The organism is Nocardioides alpinus, assembly GCF_900112035.1.
GTDB classification, from domain to species: domain Bacteria; phylum Actinomycetota; class Actinomycetes; order Propionibacteriales; family Nocardioidaceae; genus Nocardioides; species Nocardioides alpinus.
In genome coordinates this window covers 136,535-148,542 of the sequence record NZ_FOKC01000011.1, presented here as the reverse complement: position 1 = coordinate 148,542, position 12,008 = coordinate 136,535, and the positions used below count along the sequence as shown (strand labels likewise).

The 12,008-nt window shown below is 72.7% G+C and carries 14 protein-coding genes; 5 read left to right on the top strand and 9 right to left on the bottom strand.

The annotated features are described in order from the left end of the window. Nucleotides 1–387: 387 nt before the first annotated feature. Both BM127_RS18455 and BM127_RS21980 read right to left on the bottom strand, forming a co-directional pair. Entirely contained in the window at nt 388–780 is a 393-nt protein-coding gene (locus BM127_RS18455) for a nuclear transport factor 2 family protein (RefSeq protein WP_091200979.1), read from the bottom strand. 3 nt (nt 781–783) lie between these two features. Further along, nucleotides 784–1,098, bottom strand: coding sequence for a hypothetical protein (locus BM127_RS21980; RefSeq protein ID WP_101228902.1), 315 nt, complete (start codon nt 1,096–1,098; stop codon nt 784–786). Between the two features lie 88 nt (nt 1,099–1,186). On the opposite strand from BM127_RS21980, the gene BM127_RS18445 reads away from it, so the two are divergent. Then, nucleotides 1,187–1,801, top strand: coding sequence for a DUF6198 family protein (locus BM127_RS18445; RefSeq protein WP_139227796.1), 615 nt, complete (start codon nt 1,187–1,189; stop codon nt 1,799–1,801). 9 nt (nt 1,802–1,810) lie between these two features. Next, the gene (locus tag BM127_RS18440; RefSeq protein ID WP_091200975.1) at nt 1,811–2,485 is read left to right on the top strand and encodes a GOLPH3/VPS74 family protein; all 675 of its coding nucleotides are present in this window, start codon (nt 1,811–1,813) and stop codon (nt 2,483–2,485) included. Between the two features lie 15 nt (nt 2,486–2,500). Here the strand turns inward: BM127_RS18440 and BM127_RS18435 are convergent, their stop codons facing one another. From BM127_RS18435 to BM127_RS18415, 5 genes are read right to left on the bottom strand one after another with little or no spacing between them, the layout of a single operon-like run. Continuing rightward, a complete protein-coding gene (locus BM127_RS18435; protein WP_091201010.1) occupies nt 2,501–3,496 on the bottom strand; it encodes a 5'-3' exonuclease in 996 nt (331 codons plus the stop codon). Between the two features lie 29 nt (nt 3,497–3,525). After that, nucleotides 3,526–4,236, bottom strand: a complete 711-nt coding sequence (locus BM127_RS18430; protein ID WP_091200973.1) for a glycosyltransferase family 2 protein — start codon at nt 4,234–4,236, stop codon at nt 3,526–3,528. Further along, on the bottom strand, nt 4,233–5,552 hold the full coding sequence (locus BM127_RS18425) for a PIG-L family deacetylase (protein ID WP_198554364.1): 1,320 nt from the start codon (nt 5,550–5,552) through the stop codon (nt 4,233–4,235). The genes BM127_RS18430 and BM127_RS18425 overlap by 4 nt, the downstream gene beginning before the upstream one ends. Continuing rightward, nucleotides 5,546–6,580 carry an acyl-CoA dehydrogenase family protein gene (locus BM127_RS18420; RefSeq protein WP_091200969.1) on the bottom strand — a complete coding sequence of 345 codons (1,035 nt, stop codon included), beginning with the start codon at nt 6,578–6,580 and terminating at the stop codon, nt 5,546–5,548. Before BM127_RS18420 ends, BM127_RS18425 begins: the two co-directional genes overlap by 7 nt. Further along, entirely contained in the window at nt 6,573–8,648 is a 2,076-nt protein-coding gene (locus tag BM127_RS18415; protein WP_198554363.1) for a catalase, read from the bottom strand. Before BM127_RS18415 ends, BM127_RS18420 begins: the two co-directional genes overlap by 8 nt. Before the next feature lie 149 nt (nt 8,649–8,797). On the opposite strand from BM127_RS18415, the gene BM127_RS18410 reads away from it, so the two are divergent. Continuing rightward, nucleotides 8,798–9,121: a putative quinol monooxygenase gene (locus BM127_RS18410; RefSeq protein WP_091200967.1), complete on the top strand. Its 324-nt coding sequence runs from the start codon at nt 8,798–8,800 to the stop codon at nt 9,119–9,121. Nucleotides 9,122–9,136: 15 nt separating this feature from the next. On the opposite strand, the gene BM127_RS18405 is transcribed toward BM127_RS18410, so the two are convergent. Continuing rightward, entirely contained in the window at nt 9,137–9,631 is a 495-nt protein-coding gene (locus BM127_RS18405; RefSeq protein WP_091200965.1) for an SRPBCC family protein, read from the bottom strand. Nucleotides 9,632–9,731: 100 nt separating this feature from the next. Between BM127_RS18405 and BM127_RS18400 the strand changes: the two genes are divergently transcribed. Beyond that, a complete protein-coding gene (locus BM127_RS18400; protein ID WP_175507451.1) occupies nt 9,732–10,586 on the top strand; it encodes a universal stress protein in 855 nt (284 codons plus the stop codon). A 15-nt stretch (nt 10,587–10,601) separates the two neighbouring features. Here the strand turns inward: BM127_RS18400 and BM127_RS18395 are convergent, their stop codons facing one another. After that, the gene (locus BM127_RS18395) at nt 10,602–11,579 is read right to left on the bottom strand and encodes a zinc-binding dehydrogenase (RefSeq protein ID WP_091200961.1); all 978 of its coding nucleotides are present in this window, start codon (nt 11,577–11,579) and stop codon (nt 10,602–10,604) included. 51 nt (nt 11,580–11,630) lie between these two features. Between BM127_RS18395 and BM127_RS18390 the strand changes: the two genes are divergently transcribed. Further along, nucleotides 11,631–12,005 carry a DUF2256 and DUF3253 domain-containing protein gene (locus BM127_RS18390; RefSeq protein ID WP_091200959.1) on the top strand — a complete coding sequence of 125 codons (375 nt, stop codon included), beginning with the start codon at nt 11,631–11,633 and terminating at the stop codon, nt 12,003–12,005. Nucleotides 12,006–12,008 lie beyond the last annotated feature (3 nt).

The window sequence follows — 12,008 nt, the reverse complement described above, 5'->3', positions numbered from 1 at the left end:
ACGCGTCCAGGTCCTCGACCAGCGGGCTGCTGGTCGAGGAGCGGAGGTCCGAGGTGGTGGTCATGGGTACCAGTCAAGCAGGACCCACCGACACTCGGGGCTGCTAGAAGACCGGTGTGGATAAGTATTTCCGAACAGGTGATCCCCGGATGTGAGGCCGTCCTGTGGCCTTGGTTTCGACACGGTCGCTGCGCGACCTGCTCAACCGGCGGTGGCGCGCTGGGCGCCTTACTCGACCTGCGGTGGTGGGGACCTTGGTTTCGACACGGTCGCTGCGCGACCTGCTCAACCAGCGGACGGGGTTGGCTGCGCGAGCTGCTCAACCAGCGGACGGGACCGGCTGCGCGACCTGCTCAACCAGCGGACGGGACCGGCTGCGCGAGCTGCTCAACCAGCGGTGGGGGTGGCGGTGAGGCGGGGGCCTGCGTGTCCTGCCAGACACACCCAGCCGGCGCCGCGGCGAACCCAGACCTGGGTCATCGGCATCCGGAAGGTCTCCGGCTCGCCGTCGGCGCCCAGCACCACGTCGGCCACCTCCGCGAGAAGCACAGCGGTGTCGCCGACGACGCGCACGCGCGGGTCGACGAGGGCCTGGGAGCGCCAGACCGTGACGCCCTCGGTGTTGCGGCGGACGTAGTCGGTGCGGTCGAAGACCTGCCCCGTGTGCGTCGTCCAGCAGAAGTCGGGGTGGAGGAGCTCGAGCAGCCGGGCGGCGTCACCGTCGGCGAGCGCCGCGGCGCGTGCCTCGGCCGCAGCGATCACATCGGTGGTGTCGGGCATGTGTCAGCAGCCGCCGTCACCGCCGCCGCCACCACCACCGCCACCGCCGCCGTCACCGAAGCCGCCGCCGGAGCCGTCGCCCCAGCCGCCGCGCGAGCCGGCGAACGGGCTGAGGCTGTCCGGCTGGGGTGAGGCGATGGCGTACATGAGAGCGGCCGCGAGGCCGACCACGATCGCGCCGCCCAGGAACGTCAGGCCGACGCTGGCGGGCCCGCCGGCGTTCAGGGCTGCAACGACGGCCGCACCCAGCGCGAGGACGCAGGTGGAGCCGAAGATCGCCCAGGTCCGACGAGGGTGTGCCGAGAGTCGGGTGCTCATGCTCCGAGTGTGGACCACGAACGCCCCGGTGGCACGCGTCCGGGCGGACCAGTTCGAAGAGGTGCCACCCGCCTGACATGCTGGCGACGTGATCCCCAGCCCGCGCCGTACGGCGATGCTCCTGGTCGGCTGCGTCGTCCTCGGGACGGGAGTGGCGATGCTCCTGACTGCCGATCTCGGCTCGGACGGCTACTCCACCTTAGTCAACGGCATCGCGCTGCAGACCGGCATGGCCTTCTGGATCGCGAACCTGATCGTCGGTGCCGTGCTCGTGGCCCTAGCGATGCTGCGCAAGGTCTACCCGGGGATCGGCACGGTCGTGCAGGTCGTCCTGGTGGGCGTGGTCGTCGACGTGGCACTCGGCCTGGTGGAGACGCCGGATGACTTGGTGTGGCGAGCCGTCCTGCTCGCCGCGGCCTTCCCGGTCCTGGCGGTCGGCATCGCGCTCTACCTCGGGAGCCACACCGGTGCCGGTCCGGCCGAGGCCGCGGCACTCGCGTGGGACCCGCCGGTCGCCTTCAGGTGGAGCTACAGCGTGGTCCAGGGCGGGGGAGCGATCGGGGGCTACCTGCTCGGCGCGACCGTGGGCGTCGGGACGCTCGCGGTCATCTTCCTCCTCGGTCCTGCGGTGGATGTCGCGGCCCGGATCATGCGGGTCGATCTCCACCAGGCGACGGATCCCACGACGGCGGACGCTGCCTAGTCTGACGGCATGCTGATCGCCGAAGAGCTGTTCCTGCTGCTGCGTCGCGACGACGGCAGGCCCGAGAGCATGTCTGCCCAGCGCGGCTACGGTCTCGCCGCCGCAGTCATCACCGACCTCGTGCTCGCCGAGCGCATCACGCTGAGCGACGACAAGGACCCACGCATGTCGGTCCTGCAGCACGGGCCGCCCGGGCACCCCGCCCTCGACGCCGCGATGCTCCGGCTCCGGGAGCGCGACGGCAAGAAGCTGTCGTCGCTCGTGACGGACCGCAGGCTCGCCGTCGAGGAGCAGGTGGCAGCAGCGCTCGCCGCCGCGGGCGTGATCGGGATCGAGGAGAAGCGCGCCCTGGGCCTCGTGCCCGCGAAGTACCCCGTGCTCGATCCCGTGCCGGAGCGGCGTACGCGTGAGCAGCTGCGCGTCGTCCTCGCCGGCGCCACCCCGCGTCCCGAGGACGCCACCCTGCTCGCCATCCTCCAGGGGCTCGGGATCGTCTCGTCGGTCCTGAAGGACGAGAAGGGCACGCTCGGGCGTCGCGACCTCAGGACCCGCATCGAGGAGGTCACCTCGGAGGTCAGGGCCGGGGACGCGGTCGCCCGGGCGGTGGCGTCGATGAACTCGGCGATGATGACCGTGATCGTCACCGACGGTGGCGGTGACGGCGGCGGGGGCGGCGGGGACTGACAGACCGGCGCTGGGTCAGCCCGCTGCCGGGCGGTCGGTCAGCACCCGCACGGCGAGGTCGGTCGTGAAGTCGTTGTCGAGGAACCCGACCACCTTGGTCACCCGGTCCAGGTCCAGCGGCAGCAGCCCGCGGGAGCCCGGCACGTCGGGTGTGAGGCCGAGGTCGAGGTCGTCCTGGCCCGACATCATCCGCACGTTGAAGTCGTAGCGCTCGCGCGCACCGTCGGCACGCAGACGGCGTACGACGGTCGCGCCGAGGCGGCGTCCGCCGGTCTCGGCAGCCCAGTCGTCGAGGGCCTCGGTGAGCGCGCGTCCCTCGTTGTGGTCGACGTCGGACCAGGCGGCGTCCATCGATCCGGCCACGTCGAGCAGGATCGCGGCCGTCTTCTCGCCGATGCCCTGCACGCCCGGCAGGTTGTCGCTGGAGTCGCCGCGCAGGGCGGCGAAGGCGAGGTAGTTGGCGGCGCGGACGCCGTACATGTTGAACAGGCGCGCGGGGTTGAGCATCGGCGAGCCGTGGATGCCGCCGTCGATCAGCCGGAGCACGCGGGTGTGCGCGCTGATGTGCGCGAAGGCGTCGCGGTCGGATGTGATGATCACGCAGTCCCAGCCGTTGGCCGTCGCCCATGTCGCGCCGGAGGCGTTGACGTCGTCGGCCTCGAGCCCGGGCGGTGTCAGCGTGGCGAGGCCGAGAGCGTCGAGGAGGGCACCGGCACGGTCGAGCTGGTCGACGAGGTCGGCGTCCTTCTCGGCGCGGCCGGCCTTGTAGTCGGGGTAGGCGTCGCGGCGCACCGAGCCGGTGCGGTCGTCGAGCCCGAAGATGACGGCGTCCGGGCCGATCGTGTCGATCGACTCCAGGATCTGGCGCAGCATCCCGTGCAGTGCCCAGATCGGTCGGCCCGCCCGGTCCCGCAGCCCGGTGTGCGCCCGCGCGTGGTGGTTGCGGTGCAGCAGCGAGGGGGCGTCGACCACGAGCAGGAGCCTGCGCGGTGGGGTGTCGGTCTGGGTCATGGCGATCACCGCCAGCCTAGACGGAGCGCTCAGGCGCCCATGTCCTCGAGGTAGTCGGCGAAGCCACCCGGTGCCCGGGCCACCCGGCGCCCCGACGTCGTCACCGCGATGTCGCCGGCGGCGATCCAGTCGAACCCGGCGCGGCGCATCGCACCCACGAGCTCGACGTCCTCGTGGGTGGCGATCGGGGCGAAGCCGCCGACCGACTCGTAGGCGTCCCACGTGAACCCGAGGTTGGCGCCGTGGACGTGTGCGTGGCCGTCGGCGGAGCTGTGCCGCGCACGCCACTGCTCCAGCTCCTCGGTGGTCAGGTCGCTCGCGCGGGGTACGACGTTGCCCGCGACGAGTCGCCGTCCCTCACCGGCCATCCGCACCTGGGACCGCAACCAGTGACGGGGCACGACGCTGTCGCTGTCGGTGTTGGCGACCCACAGTGACCCGGTGCCGGATCCCACCCCCAGGGCAAGCGCCCAGTCCGCTGCGGCCGCCACGCCGAGCGCCCGCGCGACCCCGACGTTGCCTGCCTGCGTGACGATCGCCGTGACCTCCGGGCGTCCGGCGACGATCTCGGCCGAGCGGTCGCCGCACGCGTCGAGGACCACGAAGACACGCGCCAGGATCGTCGGGTGCTCCTCACGCAGCACGCTCACGGCGCCGTCGACCGCGTCCAGGCACGCCGGCAGGAGCACCTCCTCGTCGCGGGCCGGGATCACGACCCCGACCGCTGCAGGCACCCTCATGCCGGTCGACCCAGCACGTGCAGGAGGAAGTCGGGCTCGTGGTGCTCGACCAGGACGGGCGCGCCGGTGGCGAGGAACGCTGCGTGCACGGCAGGTCCCGCCAGTGGCCACCCGACCGGCTGGTGGCGCCAGTGGCACAGCAGCAGGTGCCCGTCGTCGGTGAGGGCCGCGCGGGCGCGGGCGATCACCTCGTCGAGCTCGCGCGGGCTCAGGAAGTAGCCGACCTCCGAGATCGACACGAGGTCGAAGCGGCCCTCGGGCCAGTCGCCGGGCACCCGCGCACCGCGTACGTCGACGTGGTCCAGGTCCGCGGTCCTGGTGCGGGCGAGGTCGACCGCGGTCTCGCTGCTGTCGAGCGCGAGGAGCGTGTCGCAACGTCCGGCGAGGTCGACCGCCAGCGCCCCGACGGAGCAGCCGACCTCCAGGACACGGCCGTAGTGCTCGCGCGGCAGGCTGGCAAGGGTGAGGGCGCGCTTGCGTCGCTCGTAGAAGGAGTCGACCTGCCAGGGGTCGCGCCGGTCGCGGTGGACGAGGTCGAGCGCATCGTCCTCCGTCGGACCAGTCGGTGCGACGAAGACCTCGTCGCGGTCGAAGTGGGCCAGCAGGTCGCCGTCGAGCAGCACCTCGTCGCCGGTCCGGTCCGACAACGGCCGTACCTGGCTGGCGTGCGCGGCGATCGCGTCGCGCTTGACGCCCAGCGTGGCGGCGTCGAGCGGCAACCGGACGGCCTCGTCCCACGGCAGGTCGTCCGCGCCTCCCCAGTGCCACAGCCAGACGGGGTACTCGAGCAGCTGCGCGCCGGTCCGTGAGGCAGCGATCGCGGCCGCGCGCGCGACCGCCTCGTGGTCGGGGTGGCCGTCGCCGCGCCACGGCGCGCACAGCAGCACGTCGTCGCCGTCGGTCCCGATGATGCGCACCAGGGCGGCGACCACGTCCGACTCGTGGGCGGCGACGCCACCGTCGGGCAGGTCGAGGCACCTGACCGTCGCCTCGGGTGCGAGGACGCTGATGGCGGCCCGCAGCTCGGCGCGCCGAGCCGCGGCCAGCCGCTGCGGGGGGTGGGTGGGGGAGTGCGGGTGCGATCCCTCCCCGGCGGTGGCCGTGACGACCTCGACGCGCCAGCCGGCGGCAGCGGCGGTCCGGATGAGACCACCCGCCCCCAGGGTCTCGTCGTCGGGATGGGCACCGGCCACGACGAGCCGGTCGCGCGCGGTCGGCAGCGACAGCGCCGGGAGCTCCCGCGCGGCGAGTGCCGTGGTCCACGCGTCGGCGGGCGTGCCGGGTCGTGCGTGGTGGAAGTCGGGCGGAGTCACCACCGCGCCCCGTCGCCGGTCACGACGTCCTGTCCCAGCGCCACCTGGTCGCGCTCGGCGTGCCACTGGCGCAGGTAGAGCTCGAGGTCGGACACCCGGCGCGCGTGCTCCTCTTCGGTCGCGAGCGGACCGGGTCCGAGCCCGTGCGCCGCGCGGCGCAGCACGTCCTCCGCGGCCAGCGCGACGACCTCGCGCACCCGGAGCGCCGCGCGCCACCCGGCCGATCCGGACAGCACCCCCGCGTCGACGGCGTACGACGCCTGCTCGAGGACGCAGCGCGCTGCGTGGACCTGGGCGTCGACCGCGCCGAGGTGCATCAGTGCCACCTGGTCCGGCGGTCGGCTCTCCGAGGCCGCCAGCATCCGGCGGGCGATCCCGACGGCACCGCCGAACCACACGGCCGCGACCCCGATGCCGCCCCAGGCGAAGCCCGGCCGCTCGAGGTACCACCCCGGGGCGCCGACCGCGCTCGCCGGCACGTCCGTGAAGTCGACCGGTCCCGAGTCGACCGCGGCCAGGCCCCGCGCCACCCACGTGCCGGACACCGCGGAGACCCCGGGAGCAGTCAGGTCGACGGCGAACAGCTGTCGCTCGTCACCGACCCGCGCACTGATCAGCGCCCGGTCGAGCACGCTCGACAGCGAGCACCAGTGCTTGCGCCCGCTGAGGACGTACGTCGTGTCGCTGGGCTCCGCGCGCAGCGGCTCGCCCGGCCCCTCCGCCGCGAAGACGCCCCAAGTCCCCGGCTCGACGGTCAGGCCCGCCTGCTCCAGGATCGCGAGCGCGTCGAGGTGCGGCTCGAGCGTGCGTGCGACGGTCAGGTCGGCTGCCGCCACGCTGGCCAGCGCGGACCACAGCTGCCCCGTACGACCGTCGCCGGGGGTCGGCAGCTGCCCGCCGACCACCTCGGCCAGCTCGAGCGCGGCAGGCACGTCGCCCGCCGCCTCGCGGGCGCGGTCGACGAGGTCCGCCAGCGCGCGCTGCTCGGCGTCGGTGCGACCGCCGAGCAGCACGGGCCGGTGCTCACGCACGGACGTCGCGCTCCCAGTGCCTCAGCGAGGCGCAGCGGGTGACGAACACGGTCGCGTCGTCGGTGGAGGCGAGGTCGAGGAAGCCCTCGTCCGGCTCCACCCCCGCCGCGGCCAGCAGGGCGGCGGCGTCGGCGCCCAGCCCGACGAGCTTGTGGTGGGCGAAGGCGTCGCTGACGAAGTCCTGCGCGCTCGCGCGCCCGGCGAGGTCGCTCGCACCGTCGGCCGACGGCAGCAGCGCCACCGCGTCGAACAGCACCGACGGACCGCCGTCGATGGCGTGGTCGGGCGTCAGCGTGCCGCCCCCCTTGAGCTTGACCGGGCCGATCGCGGGAGCGACGTACTCCACGACCGCACCGGCGTCCTCGAACGCCGCGGCGACCGCGTTGACCACGACCTTGTCGCTGCCGTGGGTCACCAGCACACCGAGCTTGCGGCCGGCGAAGGACTCCGGTCCGTTGCGCAGGATGCTCAGCGCGGGCGACTCCGGCAGGTCGGTGCGCGTCGGCACCGCTGCCTCTGCCGCCTCGGGCAGCGGCATCGCCAGCTTGTCGGCCACGCCCTGGGCGAGGTCGTCGTGGACGTTGCGCAGGTTGCCGAGCATCCGGACGCGGATCTTCGGGTCCTCCACCTTGGCGAGCTCGAAGGAGAAGGCGTCGACGATGTGGCCCTGCTCGACCTCGGTCTGGCTGAGGAAGAACTGGCGGGCCTGGCTGTAGTGGTCGGCGAACGACGCGGCCCGCAGGCGACGGGTCGGACCCGCCTCCTCGCGCATCACGCTCTGGTAGCCGTGGACGACGTCGGCCCGCGGGCCGCGGTCATCACCGGTCAGCGAGTTGGGTTCGTAGTTGCCGCGGCCGAGCTGCGGGTCGGTCTGCATGTGGCCGTCGCGCTGGAAGTGCATGACGGGGCAGCGGGGCGCGTTGACCGGGAGCTGGGTGAAGTTGGTGCTGCCGAGCCGCTTGAGCTGGGTGTCGAGGTAGGAGAAGTTGCGCCCCTGCAGCAGCGGGTCGTTGCTGAAGTCGATGCCCGGGATGACGTTGTGGGTGCCGAAGGCGACCTGCTCGTTCTCTGCGAACATGTTGTCGACGTTCCGGTCGAGGGTGAGCCGCGCGATGATCCGCACCGGCAGGATCTCCTCGGGGATGATCTTGGTCGCGTCGAGGACGTCGAAGTCGAACTCGTCGGCGAAGGCCTCGTCGAAGACCTGCACGCCGAGGTCCCACTGCGGGAAGTCGCCGCTGTCGATCGCTGCGTGGAGGTCGCGACGGTGGAAGTCGGGGTCGGCGCCGTTGATCTTGAGCGCCTCGTTCCAGACCACCGACTGCATGCCCTGGCGCGGCTTCCAGTGGAACTTGACGAAGGTGTCGTCGCCCTCTGCGTTGACGAAGCGGTAGGTGTGGACGCCGAAGCCCTCCATGAAGCGGAACGAGCGCGGGATCGCGCGGTCGCTCATCGCCCACATCAGCATGTGGGTCGACTCCGGCATCAGGGACACGAAGTCCCAGAACGTGTCGTGGGCCGAGGCCGCCTGCGGCCAGCCGCGGTCCTGCTCCTCCTTCACTGCGTGGACGAGGTCGGGGAACTTGGTCGCGTCCTGGATGAAGAAGACCGGGATGTTGTTGCCGACGAGGTCCCAGTTGCCCTCCTCGGTGTACATCTTCACCGCGAAGCCCCGGACGTCACGGGCGAGGTCGGGGGAGCCGAGGTTGCCGGCCACGGTGGAGAACCGCACGAAGGCCTCGGTCGTCTTGCCCTTCGTGGCGAACGGCGCCGCCCGCGTCAGGTCGGGGATCGCGTCGAGGCACTCGAGGGTGCCGTGGGCGCTGTAGCCGCGCGCGTGCACGACCCGCTCCGGGATCCGCTCGTGGTCGAAGTGGAACATCTTGTCGCGGAAGGCGAAGTCCTCGAGCAGGGTGGGTCCGCGGTCGCCGACCTTGAGCGAGTTCTGCCCGTCGCCCAGCGGGGTCCCCGTCGCGGTCGTCATGCGCTCGCCGCGCTTGACGCCCTGGTGCAGCTCGTCGCCCTCGCCGCGCTGGTCGGGGGTGTTGCTCGGTCGCTTGTTCGGCATGGGGTCTCCCAAGAGTGGTCAAGAGTGGTGGGGGACGCGCGAGCGCGCCCGGTCCTCGACGCTAGGCGCGGGACCCGGAGCCGGTCACACCCCATGGGCTGTCAGTAGGGTCGTGAGCGTCCGACCCACCCCCCTTCGGAGGAGACGTCTTGATCTTCATCACCGCCAAGTTCGCCGTCCGCCCCGAGCACGCCGAGGCGTGGCCGGAGATCTCCCGTGCCTTCACCGAGGCCACCCGGGCAGAGGACGGCTGCTTGTGGTTCGACTGGTCGCGCAGCCTCGACGACCCGAACGAGTACGTCCTGGTCGAGGCGTTCCGCGACGGCGAGGCGGGTGGTGCCCACGTGGGCTCCGCGCACTTCAAGGCCGCGCAGGCCGAGCTGCCGCCGTACCTCGCGTCCACGCCGAGGATCGTCAGCCAGGAGGTCGACCAGGCGGACTGGTCCGAGCTCGGCGAGATGCAGGTCGACTGACCCGGCACCGCTGCCTCAGGACTCGAGGTCGGCCTTCAGCCGCTGGAGCGTCGTGGCGATGTTGCGCTGCTGGAACTGGTGGAAGTGCTGTCCACCCGTCGCGACCTTGTCGAAGGCGGCGGCGATCACGTCCGGCCAACGGCGGTCGTCGGTCCACGTCTCGGTGACGCGGGTGCCGCCCGCCACCGGCTCGAACGTGTAGGTCCACGTCGCCACCCGGCTGGTGAGACGGGGGCTGCGCAGACCGATCTGGCGGACCTTGAAGGCGAACTCCCGGCCCGGTTCGGCGCGCGTGACGACGCAGCGGGTGGACCAGCTCGCGCGGCCCCGCCTGTTGGTGCCGACGAACGCGTCGCCGACCGACAGCGGTGACCCGGGGGCCGGGACGTCGCCTGCGACGTTCTCGGGGCTCCACCGGGGCATCTGCGACGGGTCGGCCACCTGCGCGTAGATCGCGTCGGGCGTCGCCGACACGACGGTGCTGGCGCTGACTGTCATGGGGCGCGTCATGGCGCCACCCTACGGAGCGGTCGCGCGGCGGGACCCTGGTCCCACGGGGCCGGGACCAACGCCTCTGCCCCCGTCGCTCGGCCGGCGCGAGGCTGGAGGCATGACAACGACACTGCCCCTCCTCGTGGCGTACGACGGTTCCGCCGACGCCCGACGCGCCCTGATCTGGACCGCACGTGAGTCCCTCCGCACCGGCACGCCGGTGCGCGTCCTTGCCGTCAACGAGATCCTGCCGCCGACGTGGGGAGGTGTGGGCGGAATGGTCGTCGTGACCGAGGGCTACGTCCTCGACTCCTCGGCGCTCCTGGAGGAGGCCGAGAAGACGCTGGCCGACGAGGGCGTGACGAATGCGATCACCGAGCAACGCACCGGCCCCGTCGTGTCCGAGCTGCTGCTGGCGGCCGAGTCCGCCTCGGCGCTCGTGATCGGCAGCCAGGGACACGGAGCGGCGGGCGAGGCCCTGATCGGCTCGGTGAGCCAGCACCTCGCACGCCACGCCACCTGCCCCGTCGTGGTCGTGCGGGAGCCGCGCGACAGCGCAGCCCGGCGCATCATCGTCGGCATCGACGGGTCGCGCACCAGCGCCGCGGCGCTCGAGTACGCCTGCCGGCGGGCCGAGACCACCGGCGAGACGGTCGTCGCGATCCACGGCTTCCACGTCCGGGTGCCGTCCACCGACGTGTGGGCGAGCACGCCACGCAGCGTGGAGACCGACGAGCGCGAGCGACTGCTCTCGGAGAGCATCGCGGGCGTCCGGGAGGACCACCCCGACGTACGCCTGGAGCAGGAGGTCGTCGCGGTCGCACCCGAGCGGTGCCTGGTGGACGCCTCCGCCAGCGCCTCGCTGGTCGTGGTGGGCTCGCGCGGGCTGGGCTACTTCAGCGGCCTGCTGCTCGGGTCGGTCAGCCAGGCCGTCCTGCACCGAGCCACCTGCCCGGTCGCCGTGGTGCGCTGAGCCCGGACTGTCGGGTCAGGGGCGGAGCAGGACCTTGCCGCGTCGCCCCGGTGCCTGGTTGGCCCGCGCGGCCTCGGCGATCTCGTCCAGGGAGTAGACCTTCTCCACCGGCAGCGTCAGGGCGCCGGAGCCGATGCCGCTGACGAGCTCCCCCATCAGCGCGGCGCGCTTCGCGCGGTCCATTGCGGGGAAGACCTTGCTGCCCCAGAAACCCTTGATGACGACCTGCTTGAAGATCACGTCGCCCGACCCGATCTCCAGGGTGGGGGACGCCATCGCACCGAAGACCACGAGGACGCCGTCGTCGGCCAGGAGCGAGACCACGTCGCCCGCGGCGGAGCCACCCACGGAGTCGACGCCCGCGACGATCGGGGCGTCGCCGACGATCTCGCGGACCCGGTCGCGCCAGCCGTCGTCGTCGGTGGCGACGACCTGCTCGATGCCCTGCTCACGCAGCTCGTCGACGCCCTCGGCCCGGCGTACGAGTCCGAGGACGTGGACGCCGCGCGCCTCGCCGAGCTGGGCGAGGAGGCGACCCACGGCGCCGTTGGCGGCGTTCTGCACGATCCAGTCGCCCTCGGACACCTCGAGGAAGTCGAGCAGCGCGATCGCGCTGAACGGCATCGAGACCAGCTGGGCGGCTGCCTCGTCGCCGATCGCGTCCGGCACCGGGATGAGGCCGGCGGCCGGGGCGACGATGAGCTCGGCCCACGCCCCGAACGAGCCGCCGCTCGCGACACGCTGGCCGACCGTGAGGCCCTCGACGCCCTCGCCGAGCGCCTCGACGACGCCGACCGCCTCGGTGCCCGCACGCGCCGGCATCTCGGGCTTGAAGCCGTAGCTGCCCCGGACCGTCCACAGGTCGTGGTTGTGGATCGGTGACAGCAGGACCCGGACCAGCACCTGGCCCGGCCCGGGCACGGGGTCGGGGAGCTCCTGGACCGACAGGACCTCGGAGGGGTCACCGAACTGGGGCTGTACGAGTGCGCGCATGCCTCCAGTCAACCGTGCACGTCAAAAGGGGGGTGCCTGCACACTGGAGCCATGCCCCCGGAGCCCAAGACCTGTCAGTCCTGCGGCCGCACGATCGAGTGGCGCAAGAAGTGGGAGCGCGACTGGGACCAGGTGCGCTACTGCTCGACGGCGTGCCGCAAGCGGGGCGTCGGTGACGTCGACCGCCGCCTCGAGGCGGCGATCACCGACCTGCTCGCCCAACGCGCCCGTACGGCCACCATCTGTCCCTCCGACGCGGCCCGTCTCGTCGGGGGGGCCGACGAGGACGCCTGGCGCGAGTTGATGGAGCCTGCCCGGCGGGCCGCCCGCCGACTCGTCGACCGCGGCGAGGTCGTGATCACCCAGGGCGGGCGCGTCGTCGACCCGTCCACGGCCAGGGGCGCGATCCGGATCCGCCGGGCCTGAGCG

Bases quoted from the DNA above. Each gene is read 5' to 3' on its own strand.
- BM127_RS18455 (WP_091200979.1), bottom strand. From the start codon at position 780: ATGCCCGACACCACCGATGTGATCGCTGCGGCCGAGGCACGCGCCGCG.
- BM127_RS21980 (WP_101228902.1), bottom strand. From the start codon at position 1,098: ATGAGCACCCGACTCTCGGCACACCCTCGTCGGACCTGGGCGATCTTC.
- BM127_RS18440 (WP_091200975.1), top strand. From the start codon at position 1,811: ATGCTGATCGCCGAAGAGCTGTTCCTGCTGCTGCGTCGCGACGACGGC.
- BM127_RS18435 (WP_091201010.1), bottom strand. From the start codon at position 3,496: ATGACCCAGACCGACACCCCACCGCGCAGGCTCCTGCTCGTGGTCGAC.
- BM127_RS18430 (WP_091200973.1), bottom strand. From the start codon at position 4,236: ATGAGGGTGCCTGCAGCGGTCGGGGTCGTGATCCCGGCCCGCGACGAG.
- BM127_RS18415 (WP_198554363.1), bottom strand. From the start codon at position 8,648: ATGCCGAACAAGCGACCGAGCAACACCCCCGACCAGCGCGGCGAGGGC.
- BM127_RS18405 (WP_091200965.1), bottom strand. From the start codon at position 9,631: ATGACGCGCCCCATGACAGTCAGCGCCAGCACCGTCGTGTCGGCGACG.
- BM127_RS18400 (WP_175507451.1), top strand. From the start codon at position 9,732: ATGACAACGACACTGCCCCTCCTCGTGGCGTACGACGGTTCCGCCGAC.
- BM127_RS18395 (WP_091200961.1), bottom strand. From the start codon at position 11,579: ATGCGCGCACTCGTACAGCCCCAGTTCGGTGACCCCTCCGAGGTCCTG.
- BM127_RS18390 (WP_091200959.1), top strand. From the start codon at position 11,631: ATGCCCCCGGAGCCCAAGACCTGTCAGTCCTGCGGCCGCACGATCGAG.